This window comes from Bradyrhizobium sp. B039 (genome assembly GCF_038965675.1).
Classification (GTDB): domain Bacteria; phylum Pseudomonadota; class Alphaproteobacteria; order Rhizobiales; family Xanthobacteraceae; genus Bradyrhizobium; species Bradyrhizobium diazoefficiens.
Window position 1 is genome coordinate 8316517 of record NZ_CP152416.1, and the last position, 16737, is coordinate 8333253.

Annotated in this window: 20 protein-coding genes; 3 read left to right on the forward strand and 17 right to left on the reverse strand. The window is 66.2% G+C overall.

Annotation, left to right across the window (positions count from 1 at the left end; genetic code table 11):
• Window positions 1-13: 13 nt before the first annotated feature.
• The 6 genes from AAFG50_RS39230 to AAFG50_RS39255 are packed head-to-tail and all read right to left on the reverse strand — an operon-like array spanning window position 14 to window position 4617.
• Complete coding sequence (locus tag AAFG50_RS39230; protein ID WP_028173659.1) at window positions 14-889, reverse strand: amidohydrolase family protein; 876 nt, start codon at window positions 887-889, stop codon at window positions 14-16.
• A 13-nt stretch (window positions 890-902) separates the two neighbouring features.
• Window positions 903-1286, reverse strand: coding sequence for a RidA family protein (locus AAFG50_RS39235; RefSeq protein ID WP_011084059.1), 384 nt, complete (start codon window positions 1284-1286; stop codon window positions 903-905).
• A gap of 25 nt (window positions 1287-1311) precedes the next feature.
• Window positions 1312-2115, reverse strand: coding sequence for a 2-oxo-hept-4-ene-1,7-dioate hydratase (gene hpaH, locus AAFG50_RS39240; protein WP_028173660.1), 804 nt, complete (start codon window positions 2113-2115; stop codon window positions 1312-1314).
• A 3-nt stretch (window positions 2116-2118) separates the two neighbouring features.
• Complete coding sequence (locus AAFG50_RS39245; RefSeq protein ID WP_028173661.1) at window positions 2119-2979, reverse strand: fumarylacetoacetate hydrolase family protein; 861 nt, start codon at window positions 2977-2979, stop codon at window positions 2119-2121.
• Window positions 2980-3030: 51 nt separating this feature from the next.
• Window positions 3031-3648, reverse strand: a complete 618-nt coding sequence (locus AAFG50_RS39250; protein WP_028173662.1) for a flavin reductase family protein — start codon at window positions 3646-3648, stop codon at window positions 3031-3033.
• A 3-nt stretch (window positions 3649-3651) separates the two neighbouring features.
• Window positions 3652-4617, reverse strand: a complete 966-nt coding sequence (locus AAFG50_RS39255) for a tripartite tricarboxylate transporter substrate binding protein (protein ID WP_028173663.1) — start codon at window positions 4615-4617, stop codon at window positions 3652-3654.
• A 128-nt stretch (window positions 4618-4745) separates the two neighbouring features.
• Here AAFG50_RS39255 and AAFG50_RS39260 point away from each other — a divergent pair, with 128 nt between their 5' ends.
• The 3 genes from AAFG50_RS39260 to AAFG50_RS39270 all read left to right on the forward strand — a co-directional run bounded on the left by AAFG50_RS39260 (window position 4746) and on the right by AAFG50_RS39270 (window position 7939).
• Entirely contained in the window at window positions 4746-5555 is an 810-nt protein-coding gene (locus AAFG50_RS39260) for an IclR family transcriptional regulator (RefSeq protein WP_028173664.1), read from the forward strand.
• Between the two features lie 301 nt (window positions 5556-5856).
• Entirely contained in the window at window positions 5857-7152 is a 1296-nt protein-coding gene (locus tag AAFG50_RS39265; RefSeq protein ID WP_011084053.1) for an O-acetylhomoserine aminocarboxypropyltransferase, read from the forward strand.
• Between the two features lie 4 nt (window positions 7153-7156).
• On the forward strand, window positions 7157-7939 hold the full coding sequence (locus tag AAFG50_RS39270) for an alpha/beta hydrolase (RefSeq protein ID WP_028173665.1): 783 nt from the start codon (window positions 7157-7159) through the stop codon (window positions 7937-7939).
• Window positions 7940-7946: 7 nt separating this feature from the next.
• On the opposite strand, the gene AAFG50_RS39275 is transcribed toward AAFG50_RS39270, so the two are convergent.
• The 11 genes from AAFG50_RS39275 to phnG all read right to left on the reverse strand — a co-directional run bounded on the left by AAFG50_RS39275 (window position 7947) and on the right by phnG (window position 16645).
• A complete protein-coding gene (locus tag AAFG50_RS39275; protein WP_342714107.1) occupies window positions 7947-8900 on the reverse strand; it encodes an aliphatic sulfonate ABC transporter substrate-binding protein in 954 nt (317 codons plus the stop codon).
• 21 nt (window positions 8901-8921) lie between these two features.
• Entirely contained in the window at window positions 8922-9155 is a 234-nt protein-coding gene (locus AAFG50_RS39280; protein WP_028173666.1) for a hypothetical protein, read from the reverse strand.
• Window positions 9156-9670: 515 nt separating this feature from the next.
• Window positions 9671-10282, reverse strand: a complete 612-nt coding sequence (locus AAFG50_RS39285; protein ID WP_028173667.1) for a pyridoxamine 5'-phosphate oxidase family protein — start codon at window positions 10280-10282, stop codon at window positions 9671-9673.
• Between the two features lie 26 nt (window positions 10283-10308).
• Window positions 10309-10905 (reverse strand): phosphonate metabolism protein/1,5-bisphosphokinase (PRPP-forming) PhnN, encoded by a 597-nt coding sequence (gene phnN, locus AAFG50_RS39290; RefSeq protein WP_028173668.1) that lies wholly within the window; start codon window positions 10903-10905, stop codon window positions 10309-10311.
• Window positions 10902-12059: an alpha-D-ribose 1-methylphosphonate 5-triphosphate diphosphatase gene (locus tag AAFG50_RS39295; RefSeq protein WP_028173669.1), complete on the reverse strand. Its 1158-nt coding sequence runs from the start codon at window positions 12057-12059 to the stop codon at window positions 10902-10904. Before AAFG50_RS39295 ends, phnN begins: the two co-directional genes overlap by 4 nt.
• 11 nt (window positions 12060-12070) lie before the next feature.
• Window positions 12071-12769, reverse strand: coding sequence for a phosphonate C-P lyase system protein PhnL (gene phnL / locus AAFG50_RS39300; protein WP_028173670.1), 699 nt, complete (start codon window positions 12767-12769; stop codon window positions 12071-12073).
• An 8-nt stretch (window positions 12770-12777) separates the two neighbouring features.
• Complete coding sequence (gene phnK, locus AAFG50_RS39305) at window positions 12778-13575, reverse strand: phosphonate C-P lyase system protein PhnK (RefSeq protein WP_011084043.1); 798 nt, start codon at window positions 13573-13575, stop codon at window positions 12778-12780.
• Window positions 13568-14464, reverse strand: a complete 897-nt coding sequence (locus tag AAFG50_RS39310; protein WP_011084042.1) for an alpha-D-ribose 1-methylphosphonate 5-phosphate C-P-lyase PhnJ — start codon at window positions 14462-14464, stop codon at window positions 13568-13570. Before AAFG50_RS39310 ends, phnK begins: the two co-directional genes overlap by 8 nt.
• Window positions 14461-15564 (reverse strand): carbon-phosphorus lyase complex subunit PhnI, encoded by a 1104-nt coding sequence (locus tag AAFG50_RS39315; RefSeq protein WP_028173671.1) that lies wholly within the window; start codon window positions 15562-15564, stop codon window positions 14461-14463. The genes AAFG50_RS39310 and AAFG50_RS39315 overlap by 4 nt, the downstream gene beginning before the upstream one ends.
• A 3-nt stretch (window positions 15565-15567) precedes the next feature.
• Window positions 15568-16176: a phosphonate C-P lyase system protein PhnH gene (gene phnH, locus AAFG50_RS39320; protein WP_028173672.1), complete on the reverse strand. Its 609-nt coding sequence runs from the start codon at window positions 16174-16176 to the stop codon at window positions 15568-15570.
• 4 nt (window positions 16177-16180) lie between these two features.
• Window positions 16181-16645 carry a phosphonate C-P lyase system protein PhnG gene (phnG, locus tag AAFG50_RS39325; protein ID WP_028173673.1) on the reverse strand — a complete coding sequence of 155 codons (465 nt, stop codon included), beginning with the start codon at window positions 16643-16645 and terminating at the stop codon, window positions 16181-16183.
• Window positions 16646-16737 lie beyond the last annotated feature (92 nt).

Here is a 16737-nt window from a genome sequence, read left to right on the forward strand (position 1 = left end):
CGACCGGAGTCGATCAGTCGGCAAAGCCGAACAGCTTTGCCGGATTGTGCACCAGGATCTTTTCCAACTCCGCCTGGTCCGCCGCGTAGCGGTACATCAGCTCGAGCAGGTCGGCATCGTTGGGCGGCTGCTTGACGGAGACCGGATGCGGCCAGTCGCTGGCCCAGACGCAGCGGTCGCTTGCTGCCTCGATATAGGCGCGCGCGATCGGGATCACGTCGTCGTAGGGCGGGCCGGCCTTCGAGGTCTTCTCGCCGAGCGACAGCATCACCCAGAAATTGCCCTTCTTGAGCAGCTCCAGCATCTTGCGCAGGTTCGGATCGTCCTTGCCGGCTTGCGGATCGGGGCGCGCCATGTGGTCGATCAGCACGGGAACGTCGAGATTCTCGTACTTCGCGACGCTGGAGACGATACCGTCCTTCTCCGGCTGGATCTTGACGTACCAGCCGAGCTCGCGGATGCGGGCGATGGCGCGGGCGAAATCGGCATCCGACAGCACGGCGCCGAGTTCCTGGCGGAAGCTGAAGCGCGCGCCGCGGACGCCGGCGTCATGCAGCTTTACGAGATAGGAATCGTTCGCCTCGGCAAACACCAGCGCGTTGGCACAGCCGCGGTAGTTCGGACCCATCGCCGCGAGGGCGTCGAGCACGACGGCATGATCTGCGCCATAGGTCGTGGTCTGCACGATGATGCCGCGCTCGATGCCGAGCGCCTTGTGCATACGCAGCGCCGCTTCCCAGGTCGCGGTCGGCATTCGATAGGCCGCGCCGGGGCGCTCCGGATATTTCTCGATGGGCCCCAGCACGTGGAACTGGCTGTCGATGGTCCTCAGTGGCGGCGCCTTGACCGGGCGGCGCGGGTTGGGGTCGAACGGCAGATAAGTCGGCATGCGCAAATCTCCTTCAGTCGATCACGGCGGTGAAGTCGCACTGCACCAGCGCGCCGCCGTCCATATTGTCCATCGGCAGCGCGTGGCGCGCCGGGCGCGAATGCTCGTCCGGAAACATCTTGAGCCACTCGACATTGACGGGCCCGCGCTGCGAGCGGTCCTTCAGCCACACCGTCATCTTGATGATGTCGTCGGTGGTGCCGCCGGCGGCCTCCACCGTCGCCTTCATGTGCGCGAACATGTTGGCGCATTGCGCGTCGAGACTCACGGGCATCGCGCCGGCCGCATCGCGGCCAAGGATGACGCCCGACATCACGAGATTGCCGATGCGGCAAGCGTTCGGAATCGGATTGGCGTGCTTGAAGCCGCCGATGTGGATGCTCTTGCGCCGTGTCATGGTGCGCTCCCTCTTGTGTGTTGGTTCAGACGAACTGGCACGACACCGAGCCGAACGCGCCGTAGTCGGCGTGGAACGTGTCGCCGCGGCGGATGTCCACCGGCCGCGTGAACGATCCCGCCAGCACCACCTCGCCGGCCCTGAGATATTCGTCATGCGGCGCGAGCCGGTTGGCGAGCCAGGCGATGCCGTTGGCGGGATGATTGAGCACGCCGGCGGCAAGCCCGGTCTCCTCGACCTCGCCGTTGCGGAACAGCAGCGCGCCGATCCAGCGCAGATCCGCATCCATCGGGCGGAACGGCCGGCCACCGAGCACCAGCGCGGCGTTCGCGGCGTTGTCCGAGATCGTGTCCATGACCTTTCGCGTCTTGCCCGTTTCAGGATCGACGCGGTGCATGCGCGTCTCCAAGATCTCCAGCGCCGGCGTCACGTAGTCGGTGGCGTTGAGCACGTCGAAGATGGTGCAGTCGGGCCCGCGCAGCGGCGCCTTCAGCACGAAGGCGAGCTCGACCTCGATCCGTGGCGCGTGAAAGCGATCGAACGGGATGGGCGTGGCGTCGGCATAGAACATGTCGGCGAACAGCACGCCGTAGTCGGGCTCGGAGATGCCGACCGCGTTCTGCATCGCCTTCGAGGTCAGGCCGATCTTGTGGCCCTTGATGACGCGGCCGCGCCCGAGCTGGAGTTTCGTCCAGGCGCGCTGGATGGCGTAGGCGTCCTCGATCGTGAGGCCGGGATATTCTTTCGAGAACATCGGGATCCGCGCCTTGGTGCGCTCGGCCTCGTCCAGGCGCGCGGCAAGGCGTTCGATCGTGGCGGCATCCAGCATGGTCTATTGCTCCGCAGCCACGGTGTTGCGCAGCACGCCGATGCGGCTCGACTCGACCTCGACGACGTCGCCGACTTTCAGCCAGCGCGGCGGATCGAAGCGCGCGCCCGCCCCGGTCGGCGTACCCGTCACGATCATGTCGCCGGGCTTCAGGGTGGCGAAGGTGGAGAGATAGGAGATCAGGAAGTCGAACGGGAACATCAGCCGCTCGGTGGTGTCCTGCTGCCGCACCTCGCCGTTGACGCGCGTGGTGATGTCATGAGGTCCGCGCGGGTCGAGCTCGTCCGCCGTGACGATCCACGGGCCGATGCTGCCGGAGCGGTCGAAATTCTTGCCTTGCGTGACGTTGAACTTGCCGTGGCGCAGCCAGTCGCGGATTGTGCCTTCGTTGCACAGCGTCATGCCGAAGATGTGCGACCACGCCTTCTCGCGTGGGATGTGGCGGCCTTCCTGCCCGATCACGATGACGAGCTCGCCTTCATAGTCGAGCTGATCCGAGACTTTGGGCTTCTCCAGCGGCTGGCCGGAGCCTGTCATCGACGACATGCTGCGCACGAACAGGCTCGGATATTTGGGCAGGTCCGAATTGTCTTTATATTCAGCGTTGCGCTCGGCGTAGTTGACGCCGATGCACCAGAGCTTTTCGGGCGCCAGCACCGGCGGCAGCAGGACCAGATCATCGAGCGCGTAGTCCGGTTGCTGATCGGCGATCACTTCCTGCGCGTCCGCCAGCGCATTGGCCGCGATCAGCGCCTTCACGTCGGAGAAGTCGCGGCCGATCCGCCGGGTCAGATCGACCACGCCGCCCGCGACGGCCGCGCCGTAGCGCGCCTCGCCGTCCGAGAGATAGCTCAGGAGTCGCATTGTGGTTTTCTCCAATGGTCTTGGGCACAAGGGCCGCGATGGGCCGCGCGCTCAGTCGGTCGATTTGGGAGTTTGAAAGACGGTGTTCAGCGTCACGATCTCGCCGAGGCGGGCGTAGCGCGGCCCGCCGATGCGCGCGATCGGATCGAGCGCCCGGGTCTCGACCTTGCCGTTTTCCACGAGGCCGTCGCGAATGTGGAACATCACGACCTCGCCGACGATCAGCCGGCTGCGCGCGTCGCCGAATTCGAGGCACTGCCGGAAGCGGCACTCCATCGCGACAGGTGCGGCCGCGAGCCGCGGCACCTTGATGCGCTCGCAGCTAAGCGTCTCCAGGCCGAGCTCCGCGACCTCGCTGACTTCAGGCGGGTGCTCGATCGAGCTGTCGTGCACCGCAGACATCAGCGGGGTATCGGCGATGTGGATGACGTATTCCTCGGTGTCGAGGATGTTGTGCGCGGTGTCCTTGTAGTCCGCGCCCTTGCGGCCGACGCTGATGGCGAGCATCGGCGGCTTCTGCGAGACGAAGGTGAAGGCGCTGAAGGGCGCGAGGTTGAGCACCCCGGAGCGTGACAGGCTCGTCACCCAGGCGATCGGGCGCGGCACCACGATGCCGGTCATCAGCCGGTAGATGCGCTCCGCGCCGAGCTCGGTGGGATCGATCCGCATTGCTCAGTCCGCCTTGATGTTGGCCTTGCGCACGACCGGAATCCACTTGGCGTCCTCGCGCTCGAGATAGGCCTTGAACTCGCCCGGCGTCATCGCGACGGCTTCCCCGCCCAGCTTTTCGAACTTGTCCACCACGCCCGGGTCTTTCAGGATCGCAACCAGCGTCTCGTGCAGCTTGTCGACAACAGGCGCCGGCGTGCCCGCGGGCGCGAACAGGCCGGTGAAAGTCTGGCCGTCGAAATCCTTGTAGCCGAGCTCGGTGAAGGTCGGGACATCAGGCAGCGACTTCAGCCGGTGCGGGCTGGTGACCGCGAGCGCGCGGAACAGGCCGGCCTTGATGTGCTGGAGGCTGACCGTGAGCTGGTCGAACGCGAACTGCACCTGGCCGCCGAGCAGATCGTTGATGGCCGGCGCGTTGCCGCGGTAGTGCGCGGTGACCCATTGCAGGTCGAGATTCGACTGCATCAATTCGCTGAGCAGATGATTGGTGGTGCCGGGGCCGGGCGAGGCCATCGTCAGCTTACCGGGCTCGCGCTTGGCGAGGTCGATGAATTCCTTGAAATTGTTGGCCTGGACGGAGGGATGCACCTCGAGCACCAGCGGCGTCATCGAGATGGTCGAGATCGGCAGGAAATCCTTCTTCCAGCTATAGGCATCGCGCTTGTTGATCTCGGTCGCGAACAACACCGGGCCGTTGGCGCCGACGAACAGCGTATAGCCGTCGGGCGCCGATTTCGCGAAAGCCTCGCCCGCGATCATGCCGCCGGCGCCGGCCTTGTTCTCGATGATGAAGGGCTGACCGAGCTTTTCCTGGAGCTTGTCGGCGACGATGCGCGCGGCGCTGTCGACATTGCCGCCGGCCGGATAGGGCACGATCAGCTTGACGCTGCGCGCCGGCCATTGCTGGGCCGATGCGGGCCCCGCCAGCATCGTCGTGACAGCGGCTATGGCAATCGCGATTAATCTCATGTTAACCTCCCGGCGGCGCTTCCAATTCACTTCGAACGCCTTGACGTTGCGCACGGCGCTCGATCGCCGCGCAATCTCCAGATGCGCGCTTTACCTGTCGAGTGAATTGTGGCGTTCTTGTCCATATTATGGACAAGAGACCTTTCTTGAAAGCCGCCCGCAGCGCGCTGGAACCGCGACAGGGCGCGCAGGCGATCCGGCGCGCGCTCGCGGTACTGCGCATTCTTGCCGCAGGCCGCGAGGACGGCGTGCCGCTGGCCGAGGTCGTGCGGGCGACCGGCCTTACCCGTCCGACCGTGCATCGCATCGTCCACGTGCTGATCGAGGAAGGCATCGTCGAGCGGCACGATCGCACCGGCCGCTACGCGATCGGCAACCAAGTGCCGGAATTGGCGCTGGCACGGGCGCGGCCGTCGCGGCTGCTGGTCGCCGCAAATCCGTCGCTGCGGCGCGCCTCCGCCGAGATCGGCGACACGCTGTTCCTGACGGTGCGGACCGGCAACGACACGCTGTGCGTCGATCGCAGGATCGGCGTCTATCCGATCCAGGTGCTGTCGATCGAGGTCGGCGCGCGCCGGCCGCTCGGCGTCTCCAGCGCCGGCGTCGCCATCCTCGCCGCGATGCCGGCGCAGGACGCGCGAAAAATCGTCGCAGCCAACGAGAAGCGGTTCGAGGCCTACCAGACCGACGTCGCAGCCGTGATGAGCCAGGTCATCGTCGCGCGGAAGCGAGGCTACAACATGAGAGAGATCGGCCTGGTGCAGGGCACCAAGTCGATCTCGACCTGGATCAAGACCCCGGACGGACAGCCCACTGCTGCGATGACCGTCTCCGCCGTTCGGACGAGGCTCGGCCCGCGCCGCGAGCAGGAGGTCGCGGAGATCCTGCTGCGGGAGGCGCGGATCATCGAGCAGGCGATCCGGGGCAATGTCGGCTAACTGAAGGCGGCGCCGTTCGCCTCTCCCCGCTTGCGGGGAGAAGCCGGATTGCATCGAAGATGCAATCCGGGTGAGGGGGACTCTCCGCGAGTCCGACTGTCACCATGATCTCGGATGGAGCCCCTCACCCCAACCCTCTCCCCGTAAGAACGGGGCGAGGGAGCCCACCGGCGATGCGGACAGAGTTCGCCTCAATCATGTCACCGCTGTGCGCCATCCCACGGCGCTGTCAATGGGCTGACTTGGCACGCCGTTTTGTGGCACAAGGGCCGCCATCGCCGACCGAGCAACGAGGCCACGCATGCCCGCGCCAAAACCGCCTGCCTTCGAGACCCTGAGCCTGCATGCGGGCCAGCATCCGGATCCCGCGACCGGCGCCCGCGCGGTGCCGATCTACCAGACCACGTCCTACGTGTTCCAGGATTCCGATCACGCCGCCGCGCTGTTCAACCTGGAGCGCGCCGGCCACATCTACACGCGCATCTCCAATCCGACCACCGGCGTGCTGGAGGAGCGGCTCGCCGCGCTCGAAGGCGGCGTCGGCGCGATCTGCACCGCGAGCGGCATGGCCGCGCTGCATCTGGCCATCGCGACGCTGCTCAACGCCGGCGACCACATCGTGGCGTCGAGCTCGCTCTATGGCGGCACCATCAACCTTTTGGCGCATACGCTGCCGCGCTTCGGCATCACCACGACATTTGTGAAGCCGCGCGATCTCGATGCGTTCCGCAGCGCCATCAAGCCGAACACCAAGCTCGTGATCGGCGAGACCATCGGCAATCCCGGGCTCGAGGTGCTCGACATCCCGAAGGTCGCGGCGATCGCGCATGAGGCAAAAATTCCGCTGCTGATCGACAACACCTTTGCGACGCCCTATCTCAGCCGGCCGATCGAGCTTGGCGCCGACATCGTGATGCACTCGGCGACCAAATGGATCGGCGGCCACGGCATCGCGATCGGCGGCGCCATCATCGACGGTGGCCGCTTTGACTGGCGCGGCTCCGGCAAGTTCGGCGTGCTGACCGAGCCCTATGGCGGCTATCACGGCATCGTCTTCGACGAGCAGTTCGGCACCGCGGCGTTCATCATGCGCGCGCGCACCGAGGGCCTGCGCGATTTCGGCGCCTGCCTGTCGCCGACCAACGCGTTCCAGCTCTTGCAGGGCGTGGAGACGCTGGGCGTCCGCATGGACCGGCATATGCAGAACACGCATTCGGTGCTGGAGGCGCTGAAGTCCAACAAGGCGGTGGACTGGGTCCTGCATCCCTCGCTTGAAGACCACACGGACTACCAGCTTGCAAAGCAGCTGCTGCCGCGCGGCGCCGGCTCGATCGTCTCCTTCGGCATCAAGGGCGGCCGCCCTGCCGGCCGCAAGTTCATCGAGTCATTGCGCATGATCAGCCATCTCGCCAATGTCGGCGACGCCAAGACGCTGGTGATTCACCCGGCCTCGACCACGCATCAGCAGATGGACGCCGAGCAGCTCAAGGCCGCCGGCATCGGCGAGGAGCTGGTGCGGCTGTCGGTCGGCATCGAGACCGCCTCCGACATCATCGACGACCTCAATCAAGCACTGCGCATCTCGCAAAAGGTCTGACACCATGAAGCTTTCCGTCAACGGGGCCGAGGTATTTGTCGCGACCGGCGGCCGCGAATTCGACAGGTCCCTGCCCGCGGTGGTCTTCATCCACGGCGCCGGCTTCGACCATTCGACCTGGGCCCTGCATACGCGCTGGTTCGCCCATCACGGGTTTTCCGTGCTGGCACCGGACCTTCCCGGTCACGGCCGCTCGGCCGGCCCCTCGCTCTCGAGCATCGCCGAGATGGCCGACTGGACGGCGGCGCTGCTCGATGCGGCAGGAGCTGCGAAGGCGCATCTGATCGGGCACTCCATGGGATCGCTGATCTCGCTGGAGACCGCGGCACGTCACCCCGACAAGGTTTCCGCATTGAGCCTGATCGGCACCGCCGCGACCATGACGGTCGGCCCGGATCTCTTGAAGGCGGCCGAAGCCAACTCGCAGGACGCCAACGACATGGTGTCGATCTGGGGCCTCGGCTTCAACGCCGAGCTCGGCGGCAGCCTCGCGCCGGGCCTGTGGATGCATGGCGGCGCGCAGGCGGTGCTGAAGGCTTGCGAGCCGGGCGTGCTGTTCAGGGATCTGTCGGCCTGCAATGCTTACGCGAATGCGCTCGCCGCCGCCGCGAGCGTCAAGGTGCCTGCGACGCTCATCCTCGGCGAGCGCGACATGATGACACCGGCGAAGGCGGGCAAGGCGCTCGCGGCCGCGATCCCGCATGCGAAGACCGTCGTGGTGCCGGGCGCCGGCCACATGATCATGGCCGAGCGCCCGGATGAGTTGCTGGCCGCGCTGAAAGGCTGAGCCCGGCTCAAGACCCCGGCGTCCATTTCCAGACGATGTCGGAGACATTGACCGGCTTCGGGATCAGGCCGAGCTTTGCGAAGCGGTCGGCAACCGCCTGCTGGCTCTTGACCACCTCGGCATCGATCGGCACCACGCGATAATTGGAGCGGGCGACGAAGCGGCGGATCGCCTCGATGTCGACGCCGGTCGCCTCGGCCTGCGCCTTCGCCACGTCTTCGTGGTGCGAATCCGCCCATACGCCTTCGGACGCGAAGGCCGTGTTGAGCTTCGCAACGAGCGAGGGATACTTCTCCACGAAATCGGCGCCGGCGATGTAGAAGGCGTTCGGCTTGTGCACGTCCTTGTCGAAGGCGATAACGCGCGCATTCTCCCTCAGCTCGGCGAGCGCGAGATAGGGATCCCAGATCGACCAGGCGTCGACCGAGCCCTTCACGAAGGCCGCCGTCGCATCGGCCGGCGCGAGCGGCGCAGGCGTGATGTCGGACCAGGACAGGCCGGCCTTCTCGAGCGCCGCGACTAGCAGATTATGCGCGCTCGATCCCTTGCCGAAGGCGACGCGCTTGCCCCTGAGATCGGCCAGTGCGTGAATCGGCGAGTCCTTCGGCACGACGATCGCCTGGGTGTTGCCGTCCGATTTCACCGCGGCGACGTAGCGGATCTTTGCGCCGCCGGCCTGCGCGAAGATCGGCGGGGAGTCGCCGACATAACCGAAATCGACGCTGCCGACATTGATCGCCTCCAGCAGCGGTGGACCGAACTGGAAGTCGATCCACTTGATCTCGATGCCGAGCGGCTTGAAGGCGTTTTCGAGCGTCTGGCGCTGGCGCACCGCCGGGAAGAAGCCGCCCTTCTGGGTGCCGATGCGGATTTCCGCAGGCTTGTCCTCCGCGTGCACGGGTGCAGCCAGGGCTGTCGCGAGCAGGAGTGTCGTTGCGAGAATGTGGCGTCGTGTGATCATATCGCGGTCCTTTCGGTGGGATCAGTTGGCGAAGAGTTGCGAACTCGCGCACCGGCTCCGCTCGGAGAACACCGCACGTGCGGCCCGCTCGGCTTCGCGCGCCGAGCGGAACTGGCGGCCTTCGAGGCTGTCGAACAGGCGTTCGGAGGAAAAGAAGCGGAAGCCGCGCGCGTCTCGGGTGACGATGCCGGCGGCGCGGTCGTGGATCTCGATGATGTAGGCGTTGGACTGGGCTTCGAATTGGGCTTGGGACATGCCTGCTCGCTCGCCGGATTTCTCGGCGTTCCTGGCTTAAGATTTGCGATGTGAGTGCTGAGAGGGTGGCGGTCAGCAACAACAACAGGCGCCGGTCGCCGCCGAAAAACAGCGCCGCGTCATGCACGGGTGCATGTCGTCCGGATTACGCTGGTGATCGGTTCTCATGTTGCGGCTTCGGCTCGAGGAGCAGTTTCGATGCTGTAAATATCGAGCGATCGGCGCGATTGGTCAATGAAATGGCTATCCATATTTACGAGCGACACGTTCGGCCGCTTCTCCCGCCGCAAGCGCCCGCAGGCAGATTCATCTCGCGATGAGTTCAGCACTGGCGCCCTCTTCACCTCTCCCCGCTTGCGGGGGAGAGGTCGGATCGCCCCCGGCGATGCGAAGCATCGTCCGGCGCGATCCGGGTGAGGGGGTACAGGTCCCACAGCGATCTCACGTGCGGAGAGAGGCCCCTCACCCCGCCCTCCCCCCGCAAGAGCGGGGCGAGGGAGACGAGAGCGCGGACGCTACCACATCGTCGCAGCGGCACGCGCGGCCCAGCCGCGATCATATTCCTCGCCGCCGACCTTGTTCTGGCTCATCTCGGCGAGGATCTGGCCGGGCGTCGGCAGCGTCTTCGGGTCGATGCGCTTGTCGGGGTTCCAGAGATCGGAGCGGACGATGGCGCGGGCGCACTGGAAGTAGATCTCGTCCACATTCATCACCATGACGCTGCGCGGCGCCTTGCCTTCGACCTTGAAGGACGCCAGCAACTCGGGATCGATCGACAGATGCGCGCGGCCATTGGCGCGGACCGCATTGCCGGAGCCGGGGACCAGGAACATCAGGGACACGCGCGGGTCGCGCACGATGTTGCGCAGGGAATCGACCCGGTTGTTGCCGCGGCGATCCGGCAGCATCAGCGTCTTGGGGTCGTGAATGCGGACGAAGCCGGGCAGATCGCCGCGCGGCGAGCAGTCGATACCCTCGGGCCCGATGGTGGCAAGCGCCGCGAACGGCGCCTTCTCGATGAAGACGCGATAGAGCGGCGTGACATGGTCGGCGACTTTCACGGTCGAGGCGTCGTTGGTGGCGCCGTAGATGGCCTCTAGCTGTTCGACCGTTTCGATCACCGACATTCTTCCACTCTCCTTTGCGCCGGCGGTTACTCGCGCCAGCCTTCGTTCCTGATCACGCGCACGAGCTGGCGGCTGTGATAATCCGCGCTGCCGGCGTTGAGGATGGTGACATCGGCCTGCGCCGATGCGTCCTCGACGCTGCGAGACAGCCGTTCCGCGATATTGCCGTCGCTGTGCCGGGCGCGGGCGGCAAGCCGCTGCGCCAGCACGTCCGGCGGCGCCGTGATGGCGACCACGACGACATTGGCATAGGCCTGACGCAGCGCGGCAATCACGGTGCGCGAGACGTTGACGACGACGGCGCGGCCGGCGCGGATGTCGTCGTTGATTTCGAGCGGTAGCGCGTAGGAATGCCCATGCGCTTCCCAGTGCACGGCGAAATCCCCGTGATCGATTCCGAGCCGGAATTCGTCCGGGCTCATGGCAATGTTGTCCTCGGCCGCGGAGGACTCACGCGTCACGACGCGGCGCGGAAAGACGACGTCGTGATCGTCGATGCAGGCCGCCTGCGCCAGCTGCAGCAAGGTGTCCTTGCCGGCGCCGCTGGGACCGACCACGAGCACGAGCCGGCCAGGGCCGATCGCACCCGCCTCGCCTTGCGCCATGGTCGCGGTCTCGCTCATGCGACCCGGCCTCCTTCGCGCCAGACGCTGCGGACGACGGGAACGCTGCCCGCGATGTGCACCCGGATCAGGTCGGCGCGCTTGCCGACCGCAATCTCGCCGCGGTCGAAGAGACCAACCGCCTCGGCCGGCGCTTTCGTTACGGTTCGAACCGCCGCCGGAAGGCTGATCGCGGGCACATGCTCAGGCAATTGCAGCGCGGCCATCAGAAGGCTCGACGGAATGTAGTCCGACGAGAGAATGTCGAGCAGGCCCTCGCGGGCAAGATCGACCGCGGCGATATTGCCGGAGTGCGAGCCGCCGCGCACGACGTTGGGCGCGCCCATCAGGATGTCGATGCCGGCCTGATGCAGGCCGCGCGCGGCCTCCAGCGTCGTCGGAAATTCCGCCACCGAAACGCGATCGCGCACGGCGTCCGCGACATTCTCCTCGGTGGTGTCGTCATGGCTCGCCAGCGGAATCCTGTGCTGATGCGCCAGCGCCACGATCTCGCGCATGTTGGTCGCCGCATAAGCCTTTTGATACTCGAAGCGCTTTGCGAACAGCTCGTCGAGCTGGGCATCGGTCTTGCCGCCGTTCTTGCCGCGGTAATAGTCGCGCAGCTTGCCCTCGTCGCGGAACTGGCGCTGGCCGGGCGTATGGTCCATCAGCGACATCAGCTTCACGTCGGGACGGTCGATCAGCTCCTTGGCCTCCTCGACCACGCTCGGCATCGGGATTTCGCAGCGCAGATGCAGGAAGTGGTCGGCGCGCAACAAATCAGCATCGCGCGCGGTCGTGATCGCGGCGGCGAGCACGCCGGCGCGGCCGTCGACTTCCTCAGCGCCGTCCTCACGCCAGACCCGGAGCGAGTCGAACACGGTCGTGATGCCCGAGGTCGCGAGCTGGCCGTCATAGGAGACGACGGCGGCGACCGGATTCCAGAACACTTTTGGGCGCGGCACATAATGCGCCTCGAGATGATCGGTGTGGAGCTCGATCAGCCCGGGCATGATGAGGTCGCCGCCGGCATCCTCCGCACCCGCGGGTGCCCTGCCCTCGCCGATCTCGGCGACGCGCCCATCCGCAAGAGCCAGCCAGCCCTGCTCGATCACCCGGTCTGCCAGCACGATCCTGGCGTTGGCGATCACGGTGTCCTTCGGCTTGGCGTTCATTTCAATTTCCTTCAGGCGGCGGCGGCAAAGCTGGTAACGTCAACAATACGGTCGGCAATCAGATGGCGGATTTCGTCGTCGTGGACAATGGCGACCATGGCGACGCCCTGGCGCTTTTTCTCGGCGATCAGCTCGACCACGACGGCGCGGTTGGCGGCATCGAGCGAGGCGGTCGGCTCGTCCAGCAGCAGGATCGGCAGGTCGGAGATGAAGCCGCGCGCGATGTTGACGCGCTGCTGTTCGCCCCCGGAGAAGGTCGCGGGCGGAAGCTGCCAGAGCCGCTCGGGGATGTTGAGGCGGTGCAGCAGGGCACCCGCGTGCTGCTGGGCCTCGGCTCGGGCCATGCCGTTCACGATCAGAGGCTCGGCGACGACGTCGATCGTGGCAACCCGCGGCACCGCGCGCAGGAACTGGCTGACATAGCCGATCGTGGCGCGGCGCACGTTGAGGACCTGCCGCGGCTCGGCGGTGGCCAGATCAATCAGCGCGCCGCGATGGCGGATGCCGATGCGGCCGGAATCGCAGCGGTAGTTGCCGAAGATCATCTTCAGGATCGACGACTTGCCGGCGCCGGACGGGCCCGACAGCACGACGCATTCGCCGGGGTTCGCCTGGAAGGTCACGCCGCTGACGACAGGCAGCTCGATGCCGCCCTGCAGGTGCATCGTAAAGGTCTTCTTGGCATCAGTGACGTCGATCATGGCGGTCATCAGTGGGCTCATGGCGGCAGAATCGAGGAAACGAGGAGCTGAGTATAAGGCTCACGGGGATCGTCGAGCACCTGGTCGGTGAGACCGGTCTCGATCACGCGGCCGCCCTTCATCACCATCACGCGGTGCGACAATAGCCGCGCGACCGCAAGGTCGTGGGTGACGATAACGACGGCGAGGTTCAGCTCGGCGACGAGGCTGCGGAGCAGATCGAGCAGGCGTGCCTGCACGGACACGTCAAGGCCGCCGGTGGGCTCGTCCATGAACACCAGCCGTGGCTCGGTGACGAGGTTGCGGGCGATCTGGAGACGCTGGCGCATGCCGCCGGAATAGGTCCGCGGCGCGTCGTCGATTCGAGCCGTGTCGATCTCGACGCGCGTGAGCCAGTCGGACGCGGTGTCGCGGATGCGACCGTAGTGATTCCAGCCCACCGCCATCAGCCGCTCGCCGACATTGGCGCCGGCCGAGACCGCCATGCGCAGGCCCTGCGCGGGATCCTGGTGCACGAAGCCCCAGTCGGTGCGGAACAGGAAGCGCCGCTCGGCTTCGCCGAGCGTGGCGAGATCGCGGGTGACGCCGTCGCGCATCCGGTAGGTGACGTGCCCGCCGCTGGCCGCGAGCTGGCCCGACAGCAGTTGCAGCAGCGTCGACTTGCCCGATCCGGATTCGCCGACGATCGCCAGCACCTCGCCGGAATAGAGCGAGAACGACACGTCGCGGCACGCGGCGATGCGGCCGTAGGACTTGCTGAGCGAATTCGCAACCAGCAGCGGCTCATCATTGTCCAGCATGTCGTGATCAGCCATTTGATGTCTCCTGCGCCTTCTCCTTGTACGGCGCAGCGCTCAGGCTGCCGTGATGGCCGGCGGCCTGGCGGCCCTCGCAATAATCGGTGTCGGAGCAGACAAACATCCGTCCGCCCTTGTCGTCGGTGACGATCTCGTCGAGATAGGAGTTATCCGCGCCGCACAGCGCACAGGGCGCATTGAAGCGATACGGCTCGAACGGGTGATCCTCGAAATCGAGCGACACAACCTGCGTATAGGGCGGGATCGCGTAGATGCGCTTCTCGCGGCCGGCACCGAACAATTGCAGCGCCGGGCAATTGTCCATCTTGGGATTGTCGAATTTCGGCGTCGGCGACGGGTCCATCACATAGCGCGCGTTGACCTTGACCGGATAGGCGTAGGCGGTCGCGATGTGGCCGAAGCGGGCGATGTCCTCATAGAGCTTCACATGCATCAGGCCGTATTCGGCGAGCGCATGCATGCGCCGCGTCTCGGTCTCGCGTGGCTCGAGGAACCGCAGCGGTTCCGGGATCGGCACCTGATAGACCAGCACCTGGTTCTCGTTCAGCGCGGCCTCGGGGATGCGGTGACGGGTCTGGATCACGGTCGCCGCGTCGGTCGCCGTCGTGGTGGCGACGCCGGCAGTCTTGGCGAAGAACTTGCGGATCGAAATCGCGTTGGTGGTGTCGTCGGAACCCTGGTCGATCACCTTCAGCACGTCCTCAGGACCGAGGATCGCGGCGGTGACCTGCACGCCGCCGGTGCCCCAGCCATAGGGCATCGGCATTTCGCGACTGGCGAACGGCACCTGATAGCCTGGGATCGCGATCGCCTTCAGGATGGCGCGGCGGATCATCCGCTTGGTCTGTTCGTCGAGATAGGCGAAATTGTAGGCGGGCGCGTTCATTCCGCGGCCTCCTTCATGGCATCGGGCGCATTGGCCTCGGCAAACTCCTGACGCAGCTTGCGCAGCAGGCCGAGCTCGGACTGGAAGTCGACATAATGCGGCAGCTTCAGATGCTCGACGAAACCGGTCGCCTGGACATTGTCCGAATGCGACATCACGAATTCTTCATCCTGCGCCGGCGCGAGCGCCTCTTCGCCGAGCTCGCGGGCACGCAGCGCGCGATCGACCAGCGCCATCGACATGGTCTTGCGCTCGCTCTGGCCGAAGGCGAGGCCATAGCCGCGGGTGAAGCAGGGTGCTTCCGTGGCAGAACCCTTGAACTGGTTGACCATCTGGCACTCGGTGAGCTCGATCGAGCCGAGCGGCACGGCGAAGCCGACATCCTCGGCGGAGAATTCGACCTCGACCTCGCCGAAGCGGATCTCGCCGGCGAAGGGATGGTTGCGGCCGTAGCCGCGCTGGGTGGAATAGCCCATCGCCAGCAGGAAGCCTTCGTCGCCGCGCGCGAGATTTTGCAGGCGCAGGTCGCGGTCGGCCGGGAAGTTCAGCGGCTCGCGCGTGAGATCGCCGACGCTGGCGCCGGCCTCGGCCTGCGGCGAGGATTCGATCAGCCCATCGCGGCCCAGGATATCGGTCACGCGCGGCGTCGTCGCGGTCGAGGCTTCGGCCGTCGCCGGCGCGTCCGGCACAAATCCCTCCGCGAGCGAGGGATCGAGCAGGCGGTGCGTATAGTCGAAGGTCGGCCCGAGGATCTGGCCGCCGGGAATGTCCTTGAAGGTCGAGGACACCCGCCGCTGCACGCGCATGGCGCCGGTGTCGACCGGCTCGCTCGCACCGAAGCGCGGCAGGGTGGCGCGGAAGGCGCGAACCAGGAAGATCGCCTCGATCAGATCGCCGCGCGCCTGCTTGATCGCGAGCGCTGCGAGCTCACGGTCATAAAGCGAGCCTTCGCTCATGACGCGGTCCACGGCCAGACCAAGCTGCTCCGAGATCTGGTCGAGCGTGACTTCCGGCACGCTTTGATCGCCGCGCCGCGCATTGGCGAGCAGGCGATGGGCGTTCTCGATGGCGCGTTCGCCGCCTTTGACTGCGACATACATGCTTCAGCTTTCCTTGCTCACGACCCGCGTGGTGCGGGGGATCGCGACCACGGCGTCATCGGCGACCAGCACCACGTCGATGCCGCGCGGAAACAGCGCCTCGTTGACACGCAGCCGCTCGAACAGGTCGGCGGGCTTGATCGAGGCCCGAAGCGTCGCGACGCCGTCGATGCCGGGGCCGCGCAGCTCGAAGCTCCGCCCCGCGTCAAGGCTATCGACCTGGAGGATCAACGTGGTCGATCGGTCCGGGTATTCGCTGGTGCCAAGCGCGAAGCGCTCGAGCGCCGGAAGCAAGGCGCCATCGCTGATCAGGGCAAAGCTCGCGATCGAGGAATCCTGAATGACCGGCGCGCCGGTGTGGAACTTGAGCCATTTCACGACGTCCGAGCTTTCCGACATCCGCGCATCGAGCCAGAGCGGCGTGTCGTGATCGAACAGCGTCAGCGCGATCGCGGCGGCGCCGCGCATCATCGGCCCGGGTGTGCCCGCCATCGGCACGATGCGCTGGACCGAACCCGGCCGCGCCATCGCGTCCATGACCGAGCGAAAGGTCGATTGCGCCGACAGCACCTTGTCGGCGAACCCCGGCGGCAGTTCCGCAATCGTGGTCATGATCTCACCCCTCACCGCGCACCATGGTGTAGAAATCAACCTTCGTCGCGGCGGTCTCGGCCGCCGCCTGCTTGCGCCGGATCGTAAGCTGCTCGCGCAACGGTGCGATAACGTCCCGCTCGACCGATGCGGAAAAATCCCGCGACTGCACCAGCGCATCGCACAGCGCGATCAGCCGCGCCTTCTCACCGTCGCGTCCGAGCGTGTAGCCGAAGCCGACCTCGCCGCTCGCGAGCCGCACCGCGGCACGCGACACCGTGGCTTCGCCGAGGTTGAACGGGGCGCCGTCGCCGCCGACCCGGCCGCGCAGCATGACGAGGCCGTTTTCCGGCGCGCGCAGATCCTGATGGGCCGGGAGGGCGAAAGCGCGGAGGCGAGCGGCGATCTCGCCCGCCTCCGCGTGCGCCAGCACGGCCATCGCGGCCTTGCGCTGGGCTTGCTGATTGTTGTGCTGCGTCACCCGACCCACCGAACTTGCCGAACTCAAGTTGTCTATGATAGTAGACAACTTCATACGGAAGCGCCATGACTGTTTCGTGACAAGCGTGTGATTTTCGGGCT